The organism is Streptomyces sp. NPDC029151, from assembly GCF_055564315.1.
The window spans coordinates 691,991-716,827 of record NZ_JBVHWQ010000003.1 but is presented as its reverse complement, the minus strand read 5'-3'; the positions used below and the strand labels follow the sequence as shown (position 1 = coordinate 716,827).

The 24,837-nt window shown below is 76.1% G+C and carries 16 protein-coding genes; 11 read left to right on the top strand and 5 right to left on the bottom strand.

The features are described 5' to 3' along the window. The first annotated feature begins 196 nt into the window (after positions 1-196). Genes ACZ4VF_RS16205 through ACZ4VF_RS16180 form a run of 6 tightly spaced genes read left to right on the top strand, consistent with a single transcriptional unit; the run spans position 197 to position 16,055 of the window. Positions 197-7,915 carry an SDR family oxidoreductase gene (locus ACZ4VF_RS16205; protein ID WP_467926473.1) on the top strand — a complete coding sequence of 2,573 codons (7,719 nt, stop codon included), beginning with the start codon at positions 197-199 and terminating at the stop codon, positions 7,913-7,915. 1 nt (position 7,916) lies between these two features. After that, entirely contained in the window at positions 7,917-12,677 is a 4,761-nt protein-coding gene (locus ACZ4VF_RS16200) for a type I polyketide synthase (protein ID WP_467926472.1), read from the top strand. After that, positions 12,674-12,994: an acyl carrier protein gene (locus tag ACZ4VF_RS16195; RefSeq protein WP_467926471.1), complete on the top strand. Its 321-nt coding sequence runs from the start codon at positions 12,674-12,676 to the stop codon at positions 12,992-12,994. Before ACZ4VF_RS16200 ends, ACZ4VF_RS16195 begins: the two co-directional genes overlap by 4 nt. A gap of 3 nt (positions 12,995-12,997) precedes the next feature. After that, positions 12,998-13,798, top strand: a complete 801-nt coding sequence (locus ACZ4VF_RS16190) for an alpha/beta fold hydrolase (protein ID WP_467926470.1) — start codon at positions 12,998-13,000, stop codon at positions 13,796-13,798. After that, on the top strand, positions 13,795-14,976 hold the full coding sequence (locus ACZ4VF_RS16185; RefSeq protein WP_467926468.1) for a glycosyltransferase: 1,182 nt from the start codon (positions 13,795-13,797) through the stop codon (positions 14,974-14,976). The genes ACZ4VF_RS16190 and ACZ4VF_RS16185 overlap by 4 nt, the downstream gene beginning before the upstream one ends. Beyond that, the gene (locus ACZ4VF_RS16180; RefSeq protein WP_467926467.1) at positions 14,973-16,055 is read left to right on the top strand and encodes a class I SAM-dependent methyltransferase; all 1,083 of its coding nucleotides are present in this window, start codon (positions 14,973-14,975) and stop codon (positions 16,053-16,055) included. The genes ACZ4VF_RS16185 and ACZ4VF_RS16180 overlap by 4 nt, the downstream gene beginning before the upstream one ends. A gap of 22 nt (positions 16,056-16,077) precedes the next feature. Here ACZ4VF_RS16180 and ACZ4VF_RS16175 read toward each other — a convergent pair whose 3' ends face one another. Further along, positions 16,078-17,118 (bottom strand): lysylphosphatidylglycerol synthase transmembrane domain-containing protein, encoded by a 1,041-nt coding sequence (locus ACZ4VF_RS16175; protein ID WP_467926588.1) that lies wholly within the window; start codon positions 17,116-17,118, stop codon positions 16,078-16,080. 285 nt (positions 17,119-17,403) lie between these two features. Here ACZ4VF_RS16175 and ACZ4VF_RS16170 point away from each other — a divergent pair, with 285 nt between their 5' ends. Beyond that, complete coding sequence (locus ACZ4VF_RS16170) at positions 17,404-18,048, top strand: DedA family protein (protein ID WP_467926466.1); 645 nt, start codon at positions 17,404-17,406, stop codon at positions 18,046-18,048. A 17-nt stretch (positions 18,049-18,065) separates the two neighbouring features. Here ACZ4VF_RS16170 and ACZ4VF_RS16165 read toward each other — a convergent pair whose 3' ends face one another. Then, a complete protein-coding gene (locus tag ACZ4VF_RS16165) occupies positions 18,066-18,593 on the bottom strand; it encodes a gamma carbonic anhydrase family protein (protein WP_467926464.1) in 528 nt (175 codons plus the stop codon). Positions 18,594-18,702: 109 nt separating this feature from the next. Here ACZ4VF_RS16165 and ACZ4VF_RS16160 point away from each other — a divergent pair, with 109 nt between their 5' ends. After that, positions 18,703-19,467 carry an acyltransferase gene (locus ACZ4VF_RS16160; RefSeq protein ID WP_467926463.1) on the top strand — a complete coding sequence of 255 codons (765 nt, stop codon included), beginning with the start codon at positions 18,703-18,705 and terminating at the stop codon, positions 19,465-19,467. 329 nt (positions 19,468-19,796) lie between these two features. Here the strand turns inward: ACZ4VF_RS16160 and ACZ4VF_RS16155 are convergent, their stop codons facing one another. Next, a complete protein-coding gene (locus ACZ4VF_RS16155; protein ID WP_467926462.1) occupies positions 19,797-20,654 on the bottom strand; it encodes an EamA family transporter in 858 nt (285 codons plus the stop codon). Positions 20,655-20,763: 109 nt separating this feature from the next. Between ACZ4VF_RS16155 and ACZ4VF_RS16150 the strand changes: the two genes are divergently transcribed. Beyond that, complete coding sequence (locus ACZ4VF_RS16150; protein ID WP_467926461.1) at positions 20,764-21,336, top strand: helix-turn-helix domain-containing protein; 573 nt, start codon at positions 20,764-20,766, stop codon at positions 21,334-21,336. Positions 21,337-21,379: 43 nt separating this feature from the next. After that, a complete protein-coding gene (locus tag ACZ4VF_RS16145; RefSeq protein WP_467926459.1) occupies positions 21,380-21,940 on the top strand; it encodes a YbaK/EbsC family protein in 561 nt (186 codons plus the stop codon). Between the two features lie 130 nt (positions 21,941-22,070). Here ACZ4VF_RS16145 and ACZ4VF_RS16140 read toward each other — a convergent pair whose 3' ends face one another. After that, positions 22,071-23,126, bottom strand: a complete 1,056-nt coding sequence (locus tag ACZ4VF_RS16140) for a cation diffusion facilitator family transporter (RefSeq protein ID WP_467926458.1) — start codon at positions 23,124-23,126, stop codon at positions 22,071-22,073. A gap of 61 nt (positions 23,127-23,187) precedes the next feature. Between ACZ4VF_RS16140 and ACZ4VF_RS16135 the strand changes: the two genes are divergently transcribed. Continuing rightward, a complete protein-coding gene (locus ACZ4VF_RS16135) occupies positions 23,188-23,553 on the top strand; it encodes an ArsR/SmtB family transcription factor (protein ID WP_467926456.1) in 366 nt (121 codons plus the stop codon). A gap of 5 nt (positions 23,554-23,558) precedes the next feature. On the opposite strand, the gene ACZ4VF_RS16130 is transcribed toward ACZ4VF_RS16135, so the two are convergent. Beyond that, positions 23,559-24,779: a 4-hydroxybenzoate 3-monooxygenase gene (locus ACZ4VF_RS16130; protein WP_467926455.1), complete on the bottom strand. Its 1,221-nt coding sequence runs from the start codon at positions 24,777-24,779 to the stop codon at positions 23,559-23,561. Positions 24,780-24,837: the final 58 nt, after the last annotated feature.

The window sequence follows — 24,837 nt, the reverse complement described above, 5'->3', positions numbered from 1 at the left end:
CTGGATTTACCGTCCCTTGCGGGGAATTCGGCGGGCTGGCCGAATCGGCGCCACCGCACAGGGAATGGCTGCGGCGTTATTGACCCGCGAGTAATGACCTCGCTAGTTTCCGTTGCCCTCGCACCAGAGCGTCTCGCCAGTGTCTCGCCGCGCGTACCCCCCACCGTGCTGTCCCCGCCGATCGTGCCGGAGCATCATGACCTCCCCTGTGCGTGCCCACGACCTGATCCTGTGCCTCACCCCGTTCGGAGAACCCGACGCCGGGCTGGCCACCGCCGCCACGGCGGCCGGCGCCCTCGGCATCCTCGACCTGGGCACCGGTGACCGAAGATCCCGCGAACAGCTGTCCCGGCTGAGAAGAGCCGCGCCGGGCCCCTTCGGTCTGCGCGTGACCCGGCGCTGCACCCTCACCCCCGCCGACGTCGGCGACGCCGTCGGCGCCGCGGACACCGTGGTCCTGACCCCGGACGCCCCCTGGTCGGCAGCCGGACTTCCCTCCACCGTCCGGGTACTGGCCGAGGTGACCGACCTCGGGCAGGCCCGTACGGCCGTCCGCGCCGGAGCGCGCGGGCTGATCGCCCGGGGCGGCGAGAGCGGCGGCCGGGTCGGTGAGCTGAGCACCTTCGTCCTGCTGCAACAGCTCCTGTCCGACACCGACGTGGCGGACCGTGCCCTGCCCGTCTGGGCCTGCGGGGGCATCGGCCCGCGCACGGCGGCGGCAGCCGTGGCGGGCGGGGCCGCCGGTGTCGTCCTCGACAGCCAACTGGCGCTGCTGGCCGAGTCGGAGCTGCCCGAGGCGGTCCGGGCGGTGCTGCGCACCCTGGACGGCTCGGAGACCGTCGTGCTGGGCGGACACCGGGTACTGCGGCGACGGGGCCCGGACACGCCCCAGTCTCCCCCCGACGATCCCGACGCGGTCGCGGCCCTGCTGAGCGCCCACGACCCCCGAGGCCGACTGCTCCCGGTGGGTCAGGACGGCTACCTCGCCGCCCGCTTCGCCGATCGGTGGCACGACGTGCGCGGCGTCGTCCGCGCGCTGTCGACGGCGGTGCGGGAGGTGACGGAGGCGCCGGAGGTGACGGAGGTGACGCCGACGTCCCTGTCTTCGACGGTGCCGGAGGTGACGGTGGCGCCGGCGGCGACGTACGTGCGGCCCGGGACCGCCACGGTGCCTCCGGCGGCCGCCGCCCTGCGGGCCGGGTCTGCCATGAGCCGGGCGCTGGGGACGCGGCTGCCGGTGGCGCAGGGGCCCATGACGCGCGTCAGTGACCAGGCCGGGTTCGCCGTGGCCGTGGCCGAGGACGGGGCGTTGCCCTTCCTCGCGCTGGCCCTGGCCGACGGTGAGCGGACCCGGGAGATGCTCACCGGGGCGCGGGCCGTGCTGGACGGCCGGCCGTGGGGCGTGGGCGTGCTCGGCTTCGCGCCAGAGGACATCCGGGGCGCCCAGCTGGACGCCGTACGCGAGCTGCGGCCCACCCACGCGATCATCGCGGGCGGCCGGCCCGCCCAGGCCGAGACGCTGGAGCGGGCCGGGATCCACGCCTTCCTGCACGTGCCCTCGCCGGGGCTGCTGCGGCAGTTCCTGGACGCGGGCGTGCGCAGGTTCGTGTTCGAGGGCGCCGAGTGCGGCGGACATGTCGGACCCCGGGCTTCCTTCCCGCTCTGGGAGGCACAAGTCGCCGTCCTGGAGGACTTCCTGGCGGACCGAGGGGACGAGACGGCACGGCGGCTGGAGCTGTTCTTCGCGGGTGGCGTCCACGACGAGCGGTCGGCGGCCATGGTCGCCGCCCTGGCCGCCCCGCTCACCGCACGGGGCGCCGCCGTCGGCCTCCTCATGGGCACCGCCTACCTCTTCACCGAGGAGGCCGTCACCCACGGCGCCGTTCGGCCGCTCTTCCAGCGGCAGGTCCTCACCGCCACGGCGACCGCCCTGCTGCAGACCGCCCCCGGACACGCCACCCGCTGCGTCCCGAGTCCCTTCACCCGCGACTACCGCGAGCGGGAAGCCGCGTTACGCGCCCGGGGCGTGCCGGAACGGGAGGTCTGGGAGCGGCTGGAACGCCTCAACGTCGGCCGGTTGCGCATCGCCAGCAAGGGCCTGACCCGCACCGACGACGGCGCCCTGCGGACCGTCGACGAGGAACTCCAGCTCGACGAGGGGCTGTTCATGGCCGGCCAGGTCGCCGTCCTGCGCTCGGCCCCGACCACCATGGCCGCCCTGCACCACGCGGTGACCGACGGCGCCGCCGACTTCCTCGCCGCACGAGCCGCCGCGATGGCAGGGACGGCGGGGACGGCAGGAGCAGCGGGAGCGGCAGGGGCGGTACGGGCGGCAACGCCCGGGCAGGACCGCGTGACTGAACCGCCGCCACCGCCACCGCTCGACATCGCGATCGTCGGTATGGCGTGCATGTTCCCGCAGGCCCCCGACCTCGCCACATTCTGGTCGAACATCGTCGCCGGCCGCGACGCCGTCACCGAGGTCCCGCCCGACCGCTGGGACCCCGCCGTCCACCACACCACCGGCGGCACCGCCTCGAAGTGGGGCGGCTTCCTGCCGCCCATCCCCTTCGACCCGCTGCGCTACGGCATCCCGCCCGCCTCCCTCGGCAGCGTCGAACCCGTCCAGCTGTTGTCCCTGGAGGCGGCCCGCAGAGCGCTGGACGACGCCGGATACGGCGAGCGGGGACGGGAGTTCGACCGCTCCCGCACCTCCGTCGTCTTCGGCGCCGAGGCCGGCAGCGACCTGTCCAACGCCGTCACCCTGCGCGCCGTCCTCCCGTCGTACTACGGCAAGGTCCCCGACGGCCTGGAGGAGCAGCTGCCCCGGCTCACCGAGGACTCCTTCCCCGGCATGCTGGCCAACGTCATCTCCGGCCGGATCGCCAACCGCCTCGACCTCGGCGGCGCCAACTACACCGTCGACGCGGCGTGCGCCTCCTCCCTCGCCGCGCTGGACGTCGCCTGCAAGGAACTCGTCTGCGGCACCAGCGACCTCGTGCTGTGCGGCGGCGCCGACCTGCACAACGGCATCAACGACTACGTCCTGTTCTCCTCCGTCCACGCGCTCTCCCCGACCGGCCGGTCCCGCGCCTTCGACGCCTCCGCCGACGGCATCGCCCTCGGCGAGGGCGTGGCCTGCGTGGTCCTGAAACGGCTCGCGGACGCCGAACGCGACGGCGACCGGATCTACGGCGTGGTCAAGGGCCTCGGCTCCGCCAGCGACGGCCGCGCCCGCGGCCTGACCGCGCCCCGCCCCGAGGGCCAGCGGGCCGCGCTCCAGCGGGCGTACCGCAACGCGGGTGTCCCGCCCGCCGCGGTCGGTCTGGTGGAGGCGCACGGCACCGGGACCGTCGTCGGCGACCGCACCGAACTCACGGTGCTGGGCGAGGTGTTCACCGAGGCCGGGGCCGCGACGGGCGGCTGCGCCCTCGGCTCGGTCAAGTCACAGATCGGGCACACCAAGTGCGCCGCCGGACTCGCCGGCCTCATCAAGACCACGCTCGCGCTGTACACCGGCGTCAAGCCGCCCACCCTCCACGTCGACCGCCCCAATCCGGCCTGGGACGAGGCCGACAGCCCGTTCGTGTTCCACACCCGCGCCCAGCCCTGGGCGGCGCCGGCCGGCGAACGCTTCGCCGGGGTCAGCGCGTTCGGCTTCGGCGGCACCAACTTCCACGCCGTGCTGGCCGCGTACGGCGACGCGCCACCGCCCCGGCAGACTCTGGACGCCTGGCCCGCCGAGCTGTTCCTCTTCCGGGGCCGGGACATGGCGGCGGCCCGCCGGGAGGCCGAGGAGATCCTCCGGGCCGCCGAGTCGGAGGCCGGCACCTGGCGGCTCCGCGACCTCGCCCTGGCCGCGGCCCGCCGCGCCGACATCTCCCACGAGCCGGTACAGGCCGCCCTGGTGGCCCGGGACATCGGGGAACTGACGGAGAAGGTACGGCGGTTCCTGGCGGGGCGCGCCGATCAGGAGACCGGGGTGCACCTCGCGGCCGCGGGTGGCGGGGAGCCGCGCGCGGAGGCGAGGGACGGGGCCGGCCGTACCGTCGTGGCAGGCGGACACGGCCCGGACGGTGGGGCTGGTGGGGCCGGTGGGGCGGGTGGGGCGGATGGGCCGAGCCGTGCCGTCTCGGCAGGCGGGACCGGTTCTGCCGACGGGGCCGACGGAGCTGACGGGACCGGCGGGGTCGGCAGGGCCGGCGAGGTCCGCGAGGTCCGCGAGGTCGGCAGTGCCGGCGAGGTCGGCGATCCGAGGCGCCCGGAGGAGGCCGGCGCGCCCGGCCCTGCCGACGTCGCCGGCGCGCCCGGCCCTGCCGACGTCGCCGGCGTCTCCGGCCGTGTCGACGTCGCCGGCGTGTCCGGTCGTACCGATGCGGCCGACAGCAGGGGCGGCACCCAGCCGATCGCGGCGGGCCGGCTCGCCGACCCCGGCCCGGGGCGCACGGACGGCCCCCCTCCCTCCGGCCCCGGCCGGGGCCGCGCGCACGGCTCCCCGGACCCGGCCGCCGGCCTGGTCGCCTTCCTCTTCCCCGGTCAGGGCAGTCAGCGCCCCGGTATGCTCGGCGACCTCCTGGTCACCCTGCCCGAGCTGCGGCACTACCTGCACCTCGGGCGCGACCACGCCGACCGGCTCTTCCCGCCGGCCGCCTTCGACGACGCCGCCCGCGAGCGCCGCCGCGCCGCGCTCACCGACACCCGGGCCGCCCAGCCCGCCCTCGGCATCACGGGCCTCGCCGCCCATGCCTTCCTCACCTCGGCTGGCGTCCACCCCGACCTCGCCGCCGGGCACAGCTACGGCGAACTGGCCGCCCTCGCCGCGGCCGGCGCCCTCGACCCGGAGACCCTGCTGGAGCTGAGCGCGGAACGGGCCGCGGCGATCCTGGCGGCGGCCGGGGACGAGCCCGGCACCATGGCCGCCGTGGGCGCCCCCGCCGACACCGTCGCGGACGCCCTGCGCGCCGCCGGGGCACCCGGGTCGGTCGTCGTCGCCAACGTCAACTCGCCCGAGCAGACGGTGATCTCCGGACCCACGGCGGATGTCGGCACCGCCGTACGGGCGCTGCGCACCGCAGGCCTCGGCGCCCGCCCCATCCCGGTGGCCTGCGCCTTCCACAGCCCGGTGGTGGCCGCCGCGGGGGAGGCGTTCGCCAAGGTCCTCGCCGACAAGCCGGTCCGGGCCCCCGAGTTCCCCGTCTGGTCCAACCGCACCGCCGCGCCGTACCCGCCCGACCCCGACGCCGTGCGTGCCGGACTCGCCGCGCAGATCGGGGCGCCGGTCGCGTTCGCCGCGCAGATCGAGGCGATGTACGAGGCAGGGGCGCGGATCTTCGTCGAGGCGGGCCCGGGTACCGTCCTCACCCGGCTCGTCGGCCGGATCCTCGGCGACCGCCCGCACCGTACGGTCGCCTGCGAACCGCGGGCCGACAGCGGCCTGGCCGGCTGGCTCGACGCCCTCGCCCGGCTCGCCGTCGCCGGGCAACCGGTGCGCACCGCCTGGCTCTTCCGGGGCCGCGACGCCGTCGACGCGCTGCGCACCCCGGCGCCGAAGCGGCCCGGCTGGACGGTCGACGGACACCTCGTCCGCACCGCCGACGGAGCCCTCCTGCCCGGCGCGCTCGCGCCGGCCCGACGCGTCGTGGAGACCACAGTGACGACCGACCAGCCGAACGGCGTCCCCACCGACCGGGACGCGCTGATCTCCGAGTTCCTGCGCACCAGCCGGGACATGATCGCCGCGCAGAGGGACGTCCTGCTGACCTACTTCGGCGCCACACCCATGGCACCGGCACCGGCGCCGATATCGATACCGGTACCCGCCCCGGTCGCGGCCGTCGCGCCGGTGCCGGAACCGGTCGTACAGGCCGACACCGCCGCGGCCCTGGCGGACGTCGTGGACGTGGTGGACACGGCGGCATCGGCGGACGACGTCGAACGGGTCGTACGCGAGATCATCAGCGAACGGACCGGCTACCCCGTCGACATGATCGAACCCGACCTGGACCTGGAAGCCGACCTCAGCATCGACTCGATCAAGCGGGCCGAGATCGCGGGCGAACTCGCCCAGCGCCTGGGCATCGCGGGCGGTGCGCAGCACCTGGCCGACGAGGAGCTGGAGGAACTGGCCAAGGCCCGCACCGCGGCGGCGGTCACGGCCTGGCTGACGACACGGACGGGGACGGGCGCCGGGGAAGGACAGCCGTCCTCCGATCCGGCCGGCGGCGCGTCCCCTGCCCCCGCCGGCATCCCGCCGGGCGTGGCCCCCCGGGCGGACGCGGGCGGTGACGTCCCCGGCTCCGCGGCCCCCGTCCGGCAGGGCGCGGGCCCCCGGGCCGACACACCCGCCGGCGCGTCCACCTCCGCCACCGGCACCCTTCAGGGCACCGCGCCCCGACAGGACCCACCCGGCCCCGCCCCCGGCCTCCCCCGCGGCACCGCCCCCCAGCGCTGCGAGCTGCGGCCGGTCCCGCTGCCGGATCCGGGTCCGGGCCGTGCCGTCGATTTGTCCGGCAAGCGGTTCGTCCTCCTCGGCGGAGCCGACGCCGTGGCGGGCGAGACAGCCGGGCGGCTCGGCGCGTGCGGGGCCGGCGTGGTGCCGTTCGACCGTGGTCATCTGCTCGGCGCGGCCGACGGACCGGTCGACGGCGTCCTGTACTTGGGGGCGCTCGCCGGGCCCGGTCACCCGGTGCTGCCGGACGCCTTCCCGGTGCTCCGGGCGGCGCTGGCCCGCGGCCCCCGCGTGCTGCTGGCGGTGCGTGCCGCCGACGGCGCCGGAGCGCTGCGGTCGGCGGGCCTGGACGGGTTGATCCGCAGCGTCGGCCGCGAGTATCCCGGCCTCCTGGCCCGGGTGCTGGCGGTCGGCGACACGGGGCCGGCGGCCGTCGCCGACGCCGTCCTCGCCGAACTGCGCGCCCCCGAACCGGCCCCCGTGGTCCTGCGCACGGCCACCGGAGACCGCCGGGGCCTGGACCTCGTGCCCGTGCCCCTCGGCCCGCTCGGCAGCACCGGTGCCGGACCCGCCGGGGACGGTGCCGCCGAGGCCGCCGCCCTCGGACTCGACCGGGACTCCGTGGTCCTGCTGGCCGGCGGCGCCCGGGGCATCACCGCACGGTTCGCCGCCACCCTGGCCGCCGCCTGCCGCTGCCGGATCGAGCTGCTGGGCCGTACCCCCGCGCCCACCGCACCCGAGGCCGCGCACACCGCCGCCGCCCGCACCGCCGTCGAGCTGCGCGCCGCGCTCGCCGCGGGCCCGGGCGCACCGAGGCCCGCCGAGATCAACCGGGCCGCCGGACTCGTCCTCGCGCAACGGGAGATCACCACCACGCTCGCCGAGCTCGCCGAGCTCGCCGCGCTCGGCAGCACGGCCCGCTACCGTTCGGTGGACTTCCGGGAACGCGACGCCGTCCTCCAGGCCGTCAAGGAGATCCACGCCGAACACGGCCGGCTCGACGGTGTGGTCTTCGCCGCCGGGGTCGTCGAGGACCGGCTGATCGCCGAGAAGACCCCCGAGTCCTTCCAGCGCGTCTACGGCACCAAGACGGCCGGGGCCGGCGCCCTGTTCACCGCGCTGGACGACCTGCCCTCCGCACCGGTGTTCACCGTGCTGTTCGGCAGCATCGCCGCCGTCCTCGGCAATCGGGGCCAGGCCGACTACGCCGCCGCCAACGACGCCCTGGAGGCGCTCGGCACCGACTGGGCCGCCCGGAGCGGCCGGCGCGCGCTGACCGTCCACTGGGGCCCCTGGGCGCCCTCCGGCCACCACCCCGGCATGGTCGACGCGGAACTCGGACGCGCGTACGCCCGGCGCGGGGTCGCGCTGATCGACCCGGAGGAGGGCACCGCCGCGCTGCTGCGCGAACTCGCCTGGGGCGACCCGGCGACCCGGGCCGTCGTCTACACCGCGTCGGGCTGGTGACATGACCGGACCGCGGAAGGGGCCCGGTGCGGAACCCCAGACGCCCGTCGCCATCACCGGGATGGCGGTGCTGCTGCCCGGCGCCCGCGACCTGGACGCCTACTGGAGCAATCTGCGCAGCGGCACCGACGCCATCACCGAGGTCCCCCCGGACCGCTGGGACGCCGACTACTACCGTCCAGGCTCGGCCTCCGGACCCGCCGTCGCGGGCCAGGTGTACTGCCGGCGCGGCGGATTCGTGGACGGCCCGCCCGAGGTGGAGGTCACCCGGTACGGCATCATGCCCGCCTCGGTGCCCGGCACCGAACCCGACCAGCTGATCGCCCTCGACGTCGCCGCGGCCGCGCTCGCCGACGCGGGCGGCACCGACCGGCTGCCCGACCGGCACCGGGTCGGCGTCGTCCTCGGCCGCGGCGGCTACCTCACCCCCGGCCTCGCCCGGCTGGACCAGCGGGTGCGCACCGCCCACCAGCTCACCCGCACCCTCGGCGAGCTGCTCCCCGACCTGGAACCCGGCCGACTCGACCGCATCCGGGCCGCGTTCACCGAACGCCTCGGCACCGACAGCCCCGACGCCGCGATCGGCCTCGTCCCCAACCTCGCCGCCTCCCGCATCGCCAACCGCCTCGACCTGCGCGGCCCCGCCTACACCGTCGACGCCGCCTGCGCCTCCTCCCTGGTCGCCGTCGACCAGGCGGTCACCGCACTCACCACCGGACGCTGCGACCTGATGCTGGCCGGGGGAGTGCACCACTGCCACGACATCACCCTGTGGAGCGTCTTCTCCCAGCTCCGCGCGCTCTCCCCGACGGAACGCAGCCGCCCCTTCCACCGCGACGCCGACGGCATCCTCATCGGCGAGGGCACCGGCGTCGTCGTACTCAAACGGCTCGCGGACGCCGAACGCGACGGCGACCGCGTCTACGCCGTGGTCCGCGGCACGGGCGTGGCCGGTGACGGCCGTACGGCCGGGCTCGTCACGCCCGATCCGGGCGGGCAGACCCGGGCCGTGCGCCAGGCCTGGCGGGCCGCCGGACTCGACCCCGCCGCACCGGACTCGATCGGCCTGCTGGAGGCGCACGGCACCGCCACGCCCGCCGGGGACACGGCCGAACTCACCACGCTGGCCGAGGTGTTCGGCCCGGGCGCGGACCACGGTCCGGACGCGGACCGGCCGGTGCTCGGCTCGGTGAAGTCGATGATCGGCCACACCATGCCGGCGGCCGGAGTGGCCGGCCTGGTCAAGGCCGCGCTCGCCCTCCACCACCGCACCCTCCTGCCCACCCTCCACTGCGACGACCCCCACCCCGGCCTGGCCGCCACCCGGTTCCGCACCCTGGACCGGTCCCGGCCCTGGGAGGCGGGCGGACACCGGGCGCCCCGGCGGGCCGCGGTGAACGCCTTCGGGTTCGGCGGCATCAACGCGCACGTGGTCCTGGAGGAGGCCCCGGGTCGGCGACCCGGGGCCGCCGTGCCCCTTCCCGCCGCGGACGCCCGGAGCGCCGCCCGGGTCACCGAACCCGAGCGCGTCCTCCTGCTCTCGGCCGGCGACGGGGACGCTCTCGCCGCTCTCCTCCGCGCCGACGACACGGCCGTGCTCGCCGCCGGCCTCGACCCGGCCCGCCCGCACACCGACGCCGGCCCGGTCCGGCTCGGAGTCGTGGACCCGACCGCCAGACGGCTCGCTCTGGCCCGTCGCGCGGTCGCCAGGGGAGACGCCTGGCACGGGCGCGGCGACGTGTGGTTCCGGCCGGGTCCGCTGCTCGGCCGGGCCGGCGGCAAGGTGGCGTTCGTCTTCCCCGGCCTGGAGGCGGACTTCACCTCCCGCACCGACGACATCGCCGCCCACTTCGGTCTTCCCCCGGCCGCCGGCGCCGGCCAGGACGTCCGGGTCGGCGACATCGGCCGGCACGGCCTGGGCGTCGTCGGTGTGGGCCGCCTGCTCGACCAGGCCCTGCGCCGGATGGGTGTCGTACCGGACGCGGTCGCCGGGCACAGCGTCGGCGAGTGGACCGCCATGGCCGCGGCCGGGCTGTACTCGGCGGCCGAAGTGGACGCGTTCATGGCCCGGTTCGACCCGGACACGGTCACCGTCCCCGGTCTCGTCTTCGCCGCCGTCGGCACCTCCGCCGCGCAGGTGCGTGCCGCGCTCGCCACCGCCCCGGCGGACTCGCGGATCGTGCTCTCCCACGACAACGCGCCCCGCCAGTCCATGGTGTGCGGTCCCGGACCGGCGGTGGCGGAGTTCGTCCGGGTGCTGCGCGCGGAGGGCGTGATCTGCCAGGTGCTGCCGTTCCGCTCCGGCTTCCACACACCGATGCTCGAACCGTTCCTGGCCCCCATCAAGGAGGCCGCCGACCGCTTCCGGATCCACCCGCCCGCCGTGCCGGTGTGGTCCGGGACGACCGCGGCGCCCTTCCCCCGGGACGAGCCGGCCGTCCGCGAGCTGTTCGTACGGCACCTGCTGGAGCCCGTCCGGTTCCGCGAGCTGACCGAGGCCCTGTACGCCGCCGGCCACCGCGTCTTCGTGCAGACCGGGCCCGGCCGGCTGCCCTCCCTCATCGATGACACCCTCGGCGACCGCGACCACCTCGCCGTCGCCGCCCACTCGCCCCACCACGGCGGCCTCGCCCAACTGCGGCGCGTGGCCACCGCCCTGTGGGCAGCGGGTGCCGCCGTGGCACCGAGCGTGCCGTCCCGGGCCCCGGCGGCCCGCCCCGCCGGCGCCCGCCCGCCCGTCCGTCTCGCCCTCGGCAGCGCGCTGGTCTCCCTGGACGGTCCCACCCGCGAGGCCCTGCGCACGGACCTGCGGCCGGCGCCCGGCGGGGAGGCGCCCGTCCCCGGTCACGCCCCGGCCGGCGCCCCCGCGCTGGACGACCTCGCCCGGCACCACCCGGCCGCCGCCGAACTCACCGCCCTCCTCAGGGACACCGCGACCGCCGCGGCCGAGCTGATGGCGGCGGCCCGCCGGCCCGGCGGCGGAGCGCCCCTCCCGCCCACCACGCCCCCCGCCCCCGCCAGGGCCCCCGCAGGGCCCCCCGCTCCCGCCCGGGCCCCGGCGGCAGCCACCGCCCCCACCCCCAGCGAGCCCCCCACCCCCGGCGAGCCCCCCACTGCCCCGAGACCCCCCACCACCACGCCCACCCACACAGCCATCCCCACCTCCATCGCCGCCCCCGTCACCACGACCCTCCACATCTCGCCCCGCACCATGCCCCACCTCCTGGACCACTGCTTCTTCCCCCAACGCCCCGGCTGGCCCGACCTGGAGGACCGCTGGCCGGTGGTCCCCGCCACCACGATCGTCCGGCACATGACGGACGCGGCGGAGCGGGCGGCCCCCGGTCTGCGCGCCGTCGCCGTGCTCGGGGCCCGGTTCGACCGGTGGCTCACCGCCGTACCCCCCGTCGACGTCCCCGTCACCGTCACCCCGGACCCCGGCCGTCCGGACCGGGTCACGGTCACCTTCGGGCCCACCGCCCGCGCCGTGGTCGAACTCGCCCCGCACCACCCCGCGCCGCCCGCGCCCCGTACCCTCCCGGACGCGCCCGAGCGCCTCCCCGAGCACACCGCCGCCCAGCTCTACCGCGACCGATGGATGTTCCACGGCCCGCGGTTCCAGGGGCTGACCGAGCTGACCGCGCTCGGCGAGCGGCACATCCGCGGGGTGATCACCGTGCCCCCGGCCCCCGGCGCCCTGCTCGACAACGTGGGCCAGCTGCTCGGCTACTGGATCATGGCGACCCGGACCGAGCGGACGGTCGTCTTCCCGGTGCGTCTGGGGGAGGCGCGGTTCCACGGACCGGACCCCGAACCCGGCACCGAGGTCCACTGCCTGCTGAGGATCACCTCCGTCACCGACACCGTGCTGGAGGCGGACGCGGAGCTGACCGTCGGCGGCCGGGTGTGGGCCCGGCTGGCCGGCTGGCAGGACCGCCGTTTCGACAACGACCCCACCACCCGGCCCGTCGAACGCTTCCCCGAGCGCCACACCCTGTCCACGGCCCTGCCCGGCGGCTGGACCCTGGTGCACGAGCGGTGGCCGGACCTCGCCTCCCGCGAGCTGATCATGCGCAACTCGCTGGGGAGCGCGGAACGCGAGGCGTACGCGGCCCGCCCGCCACGGGGGCGCCGGCAGTGGCTGCTCGGCAGAATCGCGGTCAAGGACGCCGTACGGCACTGGCTCTGGCAGCACGGCGAAGGACCGGTCTTCCCGGCGGAGATCCGGGTCGGCAACGACGGACTCGGCCGCCCGTACGCCACCGGGGTCCACGGCCGCGAGCTGCCCCCGCTGGACGTCTCGCTCGCCCACCGGGCCGAGGCGGGCGTGGCCATCGTCCGGCCGCACCGGCCACAGCCCGGCCCGGGCATCGACATCGAGGAGGTGGCCGACCGCGACCCGACGACGCTGAGCACCGCGCTCGGCCCGGCCGAACTGCGGCTCCTGCGCGCCCGGTGCGCGGACGGCGGCGCCCCGGAAGCCGTGTGGTTCACGCGGTTCTGGGCCGCCAAGGAGGCCGTCGCCAAGGCCGAGGGCGCCGGATTCGACGGCCGCCCCCGGGACTTCGCCGTCCTGGAGGCCGCCCCCGACGGCGGACGGCTCCTCGTCTCCGGCCGCCTGGAACGCGCCTACACCGTGCACTGCGCACCCGTGGCCAACCCGCCGGGCCTGCCTCGGCGCGCCTACGTGGTGGCCTGGACGACCGGCCCCGGAACCGACGCCGACCCCCCCGACCCCGCAGCCGAGGAGTACCCCCGATGAACCCCACCCCGCCGGCCCCGGCACAGCCCACCGCCGACAGCGTGCTCGCCGAGGTCGACGGCATGCTGCGCACGGTCCTCGCGGAGTACGGCGACGACGACGTGGTGATCGGCATGTCCACCACCTTCAACCGCGACCTGGAGCTGGAGAGCATCGACCTGGTCACCCTGGCCGGGCTGCTGGAGGAGCGGTACGGACAGCGCGTCAACCTCGCCGAGTTCCTGGCCGGGATGGACTTCGACGAGATCGTCGGCCTGACCGTCGGCCGGCTCGTGGAGCACGTGGTGTGGTGCCTGAAGACCACCCAGGCGGGCTGAGCCATGACCATGGTCGACGCCGGCGGCGTCCGGCTGCACGTCCAGCGCACCGGCCCCACGGACGGCCGCACCGCGCACGCCACGGTCGTCCTCGTGCACGGACTGCTCACCGACAGCCTGGCCAGCTACTACTTCACCGTCGCCCCCGCGTTCGCGGCGGCCGGACTCGACGTCGTCATGTACGACCTGCGCGGCCACGGCCGCAGCGAGCGCCCGCCGCGCGGCTACACCCTCGACCACAACATCGCGGACCTGGAGGCGCTCCTCGGCCGGCTGGCCGTCACCGGACCCGTGCACCTCGTCGGCAACTCCTACGGCGGCACCATCGCCTTCGGCTACGCGGCCCGCCACCCCGGCCGCGTGGCCACCCTGACCCTGATCGAGTCCGAGCCGGCGACGGCCGCCTGGGCCGCGAAACTCGGCCGCATCCTGCGCCGGGTGACCACCGAACTCGCGCACAACGAGCGGGACGCGCTCGCCTGGATCACCACCCACCGCGGACACAACACCGCCCGTCTCGCCCGGGGCGCGGCCCGGCTGGCCCGCGACACCACCCTGGGCCGGGACATCCCCGCCAGCCGGGTCCTCACCGAGGCCCAGATCAGGGCCGTACGCTGCCCGGTCCTCGGCGTGTACGGCGGCGACTCCGACCTGGCGGATCTGGTGCCGGAGCAGCGGCGGCTGCTGACGGACTTCCGGGCCGTCGTCCTGCCCGGGCACGAGCACTCGGTGCTGGTCGAGGCGCCCGGCACCGTCGGCGGGCACATCCTGGACCTGGTCGGCGCGCGGGCGGTCGTCCGGTGAGCGGCTTCCTCTTCGTCGTGCCACCGCTGACCGGGCACATCAACCCCGCCGTCGGTGTCGCCGCACGGCTCGCCGCGCACGGACACCGGGTCGCCTGGGTGTGTGCCGCCCCGGCGCTGGTGCGGCGGCTCGCGGGCGCGGACGCCGTCGTGTTCGACTGCGCGGGACCGGTGCCGGGCGCCCCGGGCGCCGTACGACCGCCCGGGCTGCGGGGCGCGGAGGCGCTGCGGTTCCTGTGGGAGGGGTACCTGCTGCCGCTCGCCGACGCGATGGCACCCGGGGTCGCCGCGGCCGTCACCGCGTTCCGCCCCGACGCGGTCGTCGCCGACCAGCAGGCCTTCGCCGGCGCCCTGGTGGCCGAGCGCCTCGGTCTGCCCTGGGCCACCTCGGCGACCACGTCCGCCGAGTTCAGCGGCGCCTACGACGGCCTGCCCAGGGTCGCCGCCTGGCTCCGCGAGCGCCTGGCCGGGCTGCGCGCACGGGTCGGCGACCCCTCCGGCACCGCCGACCCGCGCTCCTCACCCCACCTGATGCTGGTGTTCAGCACCCCCGAACTCATCGGCCCCCACGCGCCCTTGGCCCCGCACGTGCACTACGTCGGCCCGTCGCTCGCCGGCCGCCCGGCCGGACCGGACTTCCCCTGGGAACGGCTGGACCACGGGCGGACCAAGGTCCTGGTGACCCTCGGCACGGCCAACGCGGACGCCGGCGGCCGGTTCCTCACCGAGGCCCTGGCCGCGCTGCGGGACCGCGCCGACCGGATCCAGGCGGTGATCGCCGACCCGGCCGGAACCCTGTCCGCGGCGCCCGACGACAAGGACGTCCTGCTCCTGCCGTCCGTGCCCCAGCTCCCCCTGCTGGAGCGGATGGACGCCGTCGTCTGCCACGCCGGGCACAACACCGTGTGCGAGGCCCTGTGGTACGGCGTCCCGCTCGTCGTCGCGCCCATCCGGGACGACCAGCCGGTGGTGGCGGGGCAGGTCGTCGACTCCGGCGCGGGCGTCCGGGTCCGCTTCGGCCGGGTCACCGCTGCCCGCCTGGGCGACGCCCTCGACACCGTCCTGCACGACTCCGCCCACCGGGCCGCCGCCGCCCGGATCAGCGCCGCGTTCCGCGCGGCGGGCGGCGCCCCGGCCGCGGCGGCCCACCTCGAACGACTGGCAGGGGAGAGCCGATGAGAGACGCCCGTCAGCACGGTCCCGGTGACAGGGCGGCCCGTGTCGCCGCCCTGCGCCCCGCCTACCGGGCCGACCTGGACGCCGGCACCGACCGCTTCCTCGCCCCCCGGCGCACCACCTGCCCCTGGTGCGCGTCCTCCCGCCTGACCCCCCGCCTGCACACCACCGACCTGCTCCAGCACAAGCCCGGCCGCTTCACCCTGGACCGCTGTGCCGACTGCGGCCACGTCTTCCAGAACCCCCGGCTGACCGCCGGGGGGCTGGAGTTCTACTACCGGGACTTCTACGACGGCCTCGGCGAGCAGCGGATGAGCGGCACCTTCGGCGGGCGCGGCGCGATGTACCGGGGCCGGGCCGAGGCCATGCTGCCGTACGATCCCGCCCCGAAGACCTGGCTGGACGTCGGCACCGGCCACGGCCACTTCTGCGCGGCGGCCCGCGCCGTGCTGCCCGGAACGTCGTTCGACGGGCTCGACTTCACCGACGGCGTCGACATCGCAGCCCGCGAGGGCCGCGTGGACCACGCCCACCGCGGCGCCCTGCCCGACCTGGCCCCCGGGCTCACCGCCCGCTACGACGTGCTGAGCATGTTCCACTACCTGGAGCACAGCACCGACCCCGACCGCGAACTCCGCGCCGCCCACCGGGTCGTACGCCCCGGAGGCCACCTCCTCGTCGAGGTGCCGGACCCGGAGAGCCGCTACGCCCGGCTCCTCGGCCGCTGGTGGCTGCCCTGGCTCCAGCCGCAGCACCTGCACCTCATGCCGGTCGCCAACCTGCGCCGCCGGCTCACCGACCTCGGGTTCACGGTGGTCGCGGAACAGCACGCCGAGCCCCACGACCCGGTCGACCTGCTGGCCGCCGTCTGGCTGGCGCTCGACCACACCGCCCCGCGCGAGGACGCGCCCTGGCTCCCCGAACCTCCCGGCCCCCTGCGCCGCGCCACCCGCACCGCGCTGCTCCTGGCCGGCGTCCCCGCGCTCCTGACCGCCACGCTCCTGGACCGCCTGGCGCTCCGCCCCCTGGCCCACCGCCTGGGCCTGGCCAACGCCTACCGCCTGGTGGCCCGCCGGACCTGACCCCCCAGGGCCCCCGAACGCGTCACAGCACCCTCCTCCGGATCAGCGCCGACAGCACCACCGCCCCCGGTACCAGCGGCAGCCAGTCCAGCAGCACCCGGTACCCGATGACGGTCGCGGTGGCCGCCGTCGGTGAGGAGCCGAAGGCGACCAGGGTCCACACCAGCGCCGCGTCGACCGCGAGTCCGCCGGGCGCGGGCACCGCCCCGACCGCCGTGCCCGCCGCCAGGTGGGCGAGCACGGCCTGCCGCCAGGGCAGCCCCAGCCCGAGCGAGGCCCCCACACAGGCCAGGACGCCCGCCTGCGCCAGCGGCATCGCCGCCGCCCCGCCCCACAGGGCGAGCACCCGGCGGGGCCGGCGGTGCACCACCCGCGCGTCGGCGAGGGCGGAGCGCACAAGGCCGGCCACCGGCCGCCGCAGCGGTCGTACGACCGTGAGGAGCACCCCCGCCACCGCGACCGCCCCGGCCGCCACGGCGGCGAGCGGCAGCAGCAGACGCCCGTCCGGCACCAGGTCCCGCAGCATCCGCCGGTCCGGCGACGCGGCCAGGAACGCCAGCAGTACCAGCGTCTTCGCCGAGGACCGGGCGAGTGAGTACAGCCCGATCGACGCGGTCGCCCGCGCCGGCGGCACGCCCCGGCCGCGCAGGAAGCGCAGCGTGACCGCGTGGGCGCCGAGCCCGCCGGGCAGCACGTGGTTGGCCGCGCCGGCGGCGAACTGCGAGGCCAGCAGCGGGCCCGGCGGCAGCGGGTCGGGCAGCGCGCCCTGCCGGGCGCAGGAGGCGGCCACCCAGGTCAGACAGGTGAAACCGGCTCCGGCCAGCAGCCACCAGGGGTCGGCGGCCACCAGCCGCCGTACCCCTTCGTCCAGCACGGGCCGGTTGGCCACGGCCCAGACCGCGGCGAGCAGGAGGGGCGCCAGGGACAGGGCCAGCCGGACCGGCCGGGCCGGCCGGCGGGGCCCCGGGCGGGCCGCCGACCCGGCGGACACGGACCGCGGACCGGTGGGCGAGGGGGACGACGGGGAGACCGGGGAGACCGGGGAGACCGGAGAGGGGGACAGCGGGGTGGGCGGGGGCGGTGGGGGCACGGGGACGTCGTCCTTCCGCGGCGGGCCCCACGCGGGGGCCTCGGGGAGGCGGGCGGGCGGAACCGCGGAGAGCCTTCCCCTCCCGCGTGACACCGGGATGGCCGGAATCGTAAGGGGCGGAGGCGGGACGGTGCCGCCGGGGCGGGCGCGCGCGGGCAGCCGTTCGGCGCCGACCAGGTAGCCTTCCCTTGGGGCGCCCTTTACATGCGGCGGCCCGGAAAGCCGGAGAGCGGCACAGCGACAGGGGAGGTACCGGCGGTGCACGTCCAGGAGTGGCTCGACTCGGTTCCGGCGGCCGCCGTGTACGCCGTGGTGGCCCTGGTGATCGGTCTGGAGAGCCTGGGCATCCCGCTGCCGGGGGAGATCATCCTGGTCTCCGCGGCGCTGATGTCGTCCCAGCACACGGGCGTCAACCCGGTCGTCCTGGGCGCCTGCGCGACCGCGGGTGCGGTGATCGGCGACTCCATCGGCTACGCCATCGGCCGCAAGGGCGGACGCCCGCTGCTGGCCTGGCTCGGCAGCAGGTTCCCGCGCCACTTCAGCGCCGGCCATGTGGCCACCGCCGAGCGGTCCTTCGAGAAGTGGGGCATGTGGGCGGTCTTCTTCGGCCGTTTCGTCGCCCTGCTGCGCATCTTCGCCGGCCCCCTCGCGGGCGTCCTGCACATGCCGTACTGGAAGTTCCTGATCGCCAACGTCCTCGGCGGCGTCTGCTGGGCCGGCGGCACCACGGCCGTCATCTACTACGTCGGCGTCGTCGCCGAGGACTGGCTGAAGCGCTTCTCCTACGTGGGCCTGGGCGTGGCGGTCCTGATCGGCGCGGCCTCGATGCTGGTCCTGAAGCGCAAGGCGAAGAAGGCGCAGCCGGCCGAGCGGGAAGCGGAACCGGTGAACGCGGGGGACTGAGGCGCCCCCCACGCTTCCTACTGGTGCACCTCCTTGTGCGCCTTGCCCAGCTCGGCGTACAAGGTGCCGTTGAGGGTGACCCCCTCCCTCTCCTCCGCGGAGAGCGGCCGCTTCACCTTGGCCGGCACGCCCGCCACCAGCGACCCCGCCGGCACCACCATCCCCTGCGGTACCAGGGCCTGGGCCGCGACCAGGGACCCGGCGCCGATCACCGCTCCGTTCAGCACGGTCGCGCCCATCCCGATGAGGCAGTCGTCCTCCACGGTCGCCCCGTGCACCACCGCGTTGTGCCCGATGGACACCCGCTCCCCGACGGTCACCGGGAACCCGGGGTCGGCGTGCAGGGTGACGTTGTCCTGCACGTTCGCCTGCGCGCCCACGGTGATCCGCTCCACGTCACCGCGCACGACGGCCCCGTACCAGACGCTGGCCCCCGCGTGCAGCGTGACGTCCCCGATCACGGACGCCGTGGGCGCCACGAACGCCTCCGGGTCGATCCGCGGCTCCTTGCCCCCGATACCCACGACCAGCGCCTGCTGCGTCATCACCGTCTCCTCGTGTCGGCCGTACACGGCACGGTACGACACCGGGTGGGGCAAAGATCACAGCGGTCCGCCCTCTGCGCGGAAGGCGACCGGTGAGTAACGTGACCTCGTGCCGAAGCGCAAGAACACGTTCTCATCCTGGCGGCAGGGCCTGGCCCAGCGAGCCGTCCACGCGGCCTGGTCCTGGGTGCAGCGCAGCGGCTCGGTCACGGCCGACCACCCCGCGGGGTACCGCTTCGGCTCGATCGGCGAAGCCACCCGTCTGGCCTTCCCCCTCGGCACGATCTTCGGCGAGCCCTGGATCTGGATCGGCTCCTGCTGCATCATCGCCGAGCAGGTCACCCTCACCGCCGGCCTCATGCCCGACCTGGACCTCGGCCCGGACCCGATCCTGCGCATCGGCGACGGCGTGGTCCTCGGCCGCGGCAGCCATGTCATCGCGGACACGACGGTCACCATCGGCAGCGACTGCTACTTCGGCCCGTACGTCTACGTCACCTCCACCAACCACTCCTACGACGACCCGCACGAGCCCATCGGCAGGCAGTGGCCGCGGATGGAGCCGGTGGAGATCGGCCCGGGCTGCTGGATCGGCACCGGAGCGGTGATCCTGCCGGGCGCGCGGATCGGCCGGAACGTGGTCGTGGCGGCCGGTGCGGTGGTCCGGGGCACGGTGCCCGACCACGCGGTGGTGGCGGGGGCGCCCGCCAGGGTCGTCCGGCGCTGGACACCCGAGGACGGCTGGCAGCCGCCACTGCGGACGCCCGCCCCGGTGCCGATACCGGACGGCATGACGCCGGGGCAGCTGCGGGCGCTGGCGGAGCTGGACGAGGAGGCGGTGGCACGGCTGGCCGCGCTGGAGCCGGAGGGCTGACCGGGAGACCGCCCGCCTGACCCGGTCGCTCCGTGTCCCGGGGCGGGCGGTGGTCCCGGCTCCCGACGGGGCTGGTGCGCATGGCCGGCCGACCTGCTCGGCGGCCGTCCGCGCCCGGGGTCCGAACGCCCTGTCCGTGGCGGAAGCCGCCCCGTCCGCCTGGGACGGCCTCGCCGGCATCGACACCGTCGCGCGCGCCGTGGGGACCGGTCGGTGCCTGCCTCACCGGCGTGATCAGTCGGGAGCCCGCGAACCCGCGGACCGGGCGTGACACGGGCCTGTCCCGGCGCGACCGGCAGCGCGCCTGCGGTCCGCTCCGGCCGGCCGGATCAGCCGGTCGCCAGCAGCAGCGTGCCCAGCAGGGCGAGACCGGCCCCCGCCGCCTGGATCGCGCGGAGCCGCTCGCTGAGGAAGCCGCGGGCGGCGAGCGCGGTGACCACCGGATACAGCGAGGCGAGCACCGCAGCGACGGTGACCGGGCCGCTCCGGGCGGCGATCGCGTAGGTGCCGTTGGCCGCCACGTCGGCCAGCCCCACGAAGGCCAGCGCGGGCAGCGAGGTCCAGGGGAAGCCATCCTCCGGCAGGGCGGCACGACCGCGCCGGACGGAGACGGCGAGCGCCGCGCCGCCCACCGCGATGTTCGTCAGCCGCTGCACGAAGAGGGCGAGGAACAGACCGGTGACGTCGGTCGAGGCCTCCGAGATCAGGGCGAACACCGTGCCGAAGCCGAGCGCCGCGACGAGGGTGAGCAGGACCGTCCGCCGCTGCACGGCCGCGCCCCCCGTCCGGGGTCCGCCGGCGAGGACGATCCCCGTGACGGCGACCGCGATCCCGGTGACCTGGAGCAGCCCGGGCCGTTCGCCGAGGACGAGCCCGACGCCGACCGGCACGGCCACGCTGAGGGTGGCCAGGGGCGAGACGACGCCCATGGGGCCGAGGGCGAGGGCCTGGTAGAAGGAGAGCAGGGCCACCGGTCCGACCACGCCCGCCGCGACCGCGAACCACAGCCGGGGCCCGGTTTCGCTCCAGCCGCCGGTGGCGACCACGATCGCGCCCAGGACGGCCGCCGCGACGGCCTGTGAGACGACCACGACGGTCAGCGCCGGGGTACGTCGGGTCAGCAGTCCGCCGCCGAAGTCGGCCAGCCCCCAGAGCAGGCTGGTGGTCAGGGCGAAGAATGCTGTCACGGCCGGCCTCGCAGTACAGTTCGGTGAACACTCGGGTGCACCGAACCGTAGTTCAGTGAGATGGACTGCGCCATCCAGAATATTGACCTTCCCGGATATTGGACACAACGTGTCGGACCTCGACCTCCTGACCCAGTCCCTGGCGCGCAACGTCAGGCACTGGCGCTCGGTGCGCGGCTTCACGCTCGACGTGCTCGCCGCCCGGGCGGGCGTCAGCCGCGGCATGCTCATCCAGATCGAGCAGGCCCGCACCAACCCCAGCATCGGCACGGTCGTCAAGATCGGTGACGCACTCGGTGTCAGCATCACCACGCTCCTCGACTACGAGCAGGGGCCGAAGGTCCGCGTGGTCCCCGCCGAGCGCGCCGTACGGCTGTGGCACACGGAGGCCGGCAGCTACAACCGGCTGCTCGCCGGCACCGAGGCGCCCGGACCGCTGGAGATGTGGGACTGGCGGCTGATGCCGGGGGAGACCAGCCCCTCCGAGCCGCACCCCTCCGGAACGGTGGAACTGGTCCACGTCACCGCGGGCGAGCTGACGCTCACCGTCGAGGGCGAGGAGTACCGCGTCCCGGCGGGCGCGAGCGTCTCCTTCGAGGCCAACGTCCCGCACCGGTACGGCAACCAGGGCGCTGAGCCGATGGAGATGATCATGGCCGTCTCCGTGCCGCCCGTCCCCTGAGACCCCGGTACGGCGGGCGGGCGCGCCTTGCTAGCGTGCGGCCATGCGCGCACCCATCGGAGACTTCGACACCGCGACCCCCGCACCGGACTGCCTGGACGAACTGACCGCTCCGGTCGCCGACGCCGTACGCGACTGGCGGGGTGCGGTCCCGGCCGACCGGATCCTGTACGTCGACACCGAGCCGCAGTGGGCCGACACGGACGTCTTCGTGGAGCACTACGGCCGGGACCTGCTGGAGCGGTCGGCGAACTGCGTGGTGGTCGCGGCCAAGCGGGGCGGAGGGACGACCCTGGCAGCGTGCGTGGTGCCGTCCGCCGGCCGGGTCGACGTCAACGGGGCCGTACGCCGTCAACTGGGCGCCCGCAAGGCCTCGTTCGCCTCGATGGAGACGGCGACCGGCGAGACCGGCATGGAGTACGGCGGCATCACCCCGATCGGCCTGCCCACCTCCTGGCCGGTCCTGCTGGACCCGGCCGTCGTGGACCTTCCTTACGTCCTGATCGGCAGCGGCCGCCGTCGCGGCAAGCTCCTCGTCCCCGGCGAGGCCCTCACCGAACTCCTCGGCGCGGTGGTCGTGGAGGGCCTGGGCGTACCCGCCTGACCCGGCCCGCCCCGGCTCGTCCGGGTGGCTGCTCCGCTCGTCCCTCCCGTCGGGCCCGGCGGGCCGGAGGACCCGCCCGTCGGACGTCAGGTCCCGTCCGGCCGTACACCGCCGCGCATCCCGGTCGCGCTCACCTCACCCCGTGGTGGGCCAGCGGCAGGTGGGGGTCCGCCTCTCCCGGGGCCGGTGCCGGGTCCGCGTGGACCAGGGCCGCCGTGAGGCGGGGCACGGCGTGGAGCAGGGCGTGTTCCGCCTCGACGGCGACGGCGTGGGCCTGGCGCAGCGTCGCCTCGCCGTCCACCACCACCGTGAGTTCGGCACGCAGCCGGTGTCCGATCCAGCGCAGCCGCAGCTCACCCACCCCCCGGACCCCCGGCACCGCGCGTACCGCGTGCTCGGCCCGGTCCACCAACGCCGGGTCGACGGCGTCCAGGATCCGCCGGAACACCTCCCGCGCCGCGTCCCTGAGCACCAGCGCGATCGCGGCCGTGATCACCAGGCCGACGACCGGATCGGCCAGGTCCCAGCCCAGCGCCGAGCCGCCCGCGCCGAGCAGGACCGCCAGCGAGGTGTAGCCGTCGGTACGGGCGTGCAGGCCGTCGGCGACCAGCGCGGCGGAGCCGATCTCCCGGCCCACCCGGATCCGGTACCGGGCCACCCACTCGTTCCCGGCGAATCCGAGCAGCGCCGCCAGCGCGACCGCCGGCAGCTGTGTGACCGGGCGCGGGTCCAGCAGCCGGCCGACGGCCGCCCAGGCGGCGAAGGCCGCGGAGGCCGCGATGGTCAGCACGATCGCCAGACCCGCGAGGTCCTCGGCACGGCCGTACCCGTAGGTGAACCGCCGGGTCGCCGCCCGCCGGCCCAGCACGAAGGCGATGCCGAGGGGGACGGCGGTCAGCGCGTCCGCCGCGTTGTGCACCGCGTCGCCGAGCAGCGCCACGGACCCGGAGGCGGCCACCACGGCCGCCTGCGCCAGCGCCGTCGTCCCCAGCACCGCCAGCGACACCCACAGCGCCCGGACACCGCGCGCCGAGGACTCCAGGGCCGGGTCGAGTTTCCCGGCGGTCTCGTGGGAGTGCGGGGTGAGCAGGTGGGCCAGGCGGTGCCGCAGGCCGGGCGAGCGGTGCGGACGCGGGTGGGTGTGGTGGTGCGGATGCGCGTGGGTGTGGTGGTGCCGGTCGCTCACGTCCGTCCCCTTCCGGTGTGCGGGAGTGGACGCTCGGCGCCCACGGAGTCATTATGTGCGTATGAGCGCACGCATGCACCTGTCACCTGCGCACCATGCGCACGAGCGCAGCCCGGGCGAGGAGCACTTCGCCCTCGCCGCCGACCTCCTCGCCCTGCTCGGCGACCGCACCCGCCTCGCCCTGCTGCACGCCCTGACCGCCGGCGAGGCCGACGTCACCACCCTCACCGAGGCGTGCGGAGCCGCCCGCCCGGCCGTCAGCCAGCACCTGGCCCGGCTGCGGCTGGCCGGCCTGGTGGACACCCGCAAGGAGGGCCGCCGGGTGATCTACTCACTGCGCCACGGACATGTGCGACGGCTGGTGGAGGAGGCCCTGAAGACGGCGGACCACCGCCTCGCCGACGGCGGCGGCCGGGCGGAGCGGTAGGCGGGTCAGAACGCGCCGGCCGTGCCCAGGTACTGCTCGGCGAAGGCGGCCGCCGCCGCGGGCGAGGTGAACAGCCGGCGCAGGCGGGCCAGCGTGGTGCCGGCCCGGTAGGGGTCACCGCTGGAGACGCCGTGGTAGATCTCGGAGAGCCACTGCGAGAACTCCTGGTACTCCCACACCCGGCGCAGGCAGGCGTCCGAGTAGCCGTCCAGGCCCGCGGAGTCGCCCGTCACCAGCTGCGCGACCAGTGCGTCGCCGAGCAGGAACGCGTCGCTGAGCGCCAGGTTCATGCCCTTCGCGGCGATCGGCGCCACGAGGTGCGCGGCGTCGCCGGCCAGGAAGAGGCGGCCGGACGCCATGGGTTCGACGACGTAGTTGTGCATGTCCAGCACCCGCTTCTCCAGCAGCCGCCCCTCCTTCAGGGGAGGGCGGTCCGCCGCGCCGAGACGTCGCTGCAGCTCGTCCCAGACGCGCGCGTCCGACCAGGCGTCCGGGTCGTCGCCGGGCGGGCACTGGAGGTAGTAACGGGTCATCTCCGGACTGCGGGGCATGTGCCCGGCGAACCCGTCGGCGTGCATGCCGAACAGCACGCGGTCGGCGGACGGCGGCGCCTCGGCCAGCAGCGCCAGCCAGCCGATGCCGTAGTCGTACCGGGAGATCCGCGTCCGCCCCGGCAGCGCGGCCCGGCTCACCCCCCGGGCCCCGTCGCAGCCGGCGACGAACGCGCAGTGCACCCACTGCCGTTCCCCGCTGTCCGGGTCGGTGTAGGAGACGGCGGGCCGGTCCGAGTCCAGGTCGTGCAGCCGTACGTCCCGCACGCCGAAGCGGATCTCCCCGCCGCGCACGTCGGCGTACTCGCGGACCAGGTCGGTCACGAGCAGCGGCTGCGGGTACACCCAGTGGTGACGTCCCGTCAGCTCCGTGTAGCCGAAGCGGTGTCCGTGCCCGTCGAAGCGGAACTCGCACGCGGAGTGCCGCTCCGCGCGGTCCGGCAGACCGGCGGCCAGGCCGCGTCGCTCCAGGGCGCGTACGGCCCACTCCTCGAGGACGCCGGCGCGGGGCCGCTGTTCGATGAACGCCCTGCTCCCGGTCTCCAGGACCAGGCAGTCGAGGCCGGCGGCCCGCAGGATGTTCCCGACGGTCAGGCCGGCCGGTCCGGCGCCCACGACCACGACCGGGAAACGGGTGGCGGCAGGGGAGTCGAGGTGGGGGGAGGGAGACGTCACGCGGGCAATTATGACGGTGTCCCGTCAGCCGAGCCGACGGGACACCGTGGTGCGGGAC

Excerpts from the sequence above, each read along its gene's own strand:
- ACZ4VF_RS16145 (WP_467926459.1), top strand. The coding sequence starts at position 21,380 with ATGCGCGCACCCATCGGAGACTTCGACACCGCGACCCCCGCACCGGAC.
- ACZ4VF_RS16135 (WP_467926456.1), top strand. The coding sequence starts at position 23,188 with ATGAGCGCACGCATGCACCTGTCACCTGCGCACCATGCGCACGAGCGC.
- ACZ4VF_RS16165 (WP_467926464.1), bottom strand. The coding sequence starts at position 18,593 with ATGACGCAGCAGGCGCTGGTCGTGGGTATCGGGGGCAAGGAGCCGCGG.
- ACZ4VF_RS16195 (WP_467926471.1), top strand. The coding sequence starts at position 12,674 with ATGAACCCCACCCCGCCGGCCCCGGCACAGCCCACCGCCGACAGCGTG.
- ACZ4VF_RS16180 (WP_467926467.1), top strand. The coding sequence starts at position 14,973 with ATGAGAGACGCCCGTCAGCACGGTCCCGGTGACAGGGCGGCCCGTGTC.
- ACZ4VF_RS16205 (WP_467926473.1), top strand. The coding sequence starts at position 197 with ATGACCTCCCCTGTGCGTGCCCACGACCTGATCCTGTGCCTCACCCCG.
- ACZ4VF_RS16200 (WP_467926472.1), top strand. The coding sequence starts at position 7,917 with ATGACCGGACCGCGGAAGGGGCCCGGTGCGGAACCCCAGACGCCCGTC.
- ACZ4VF_RS16190 (WP_467926470.1), top strand. The coding sequence starts at position 12,998 with ATGACCATGGTCGACGCCGGCGGCGTCCGGCTGCACGTCCAGCGCACC.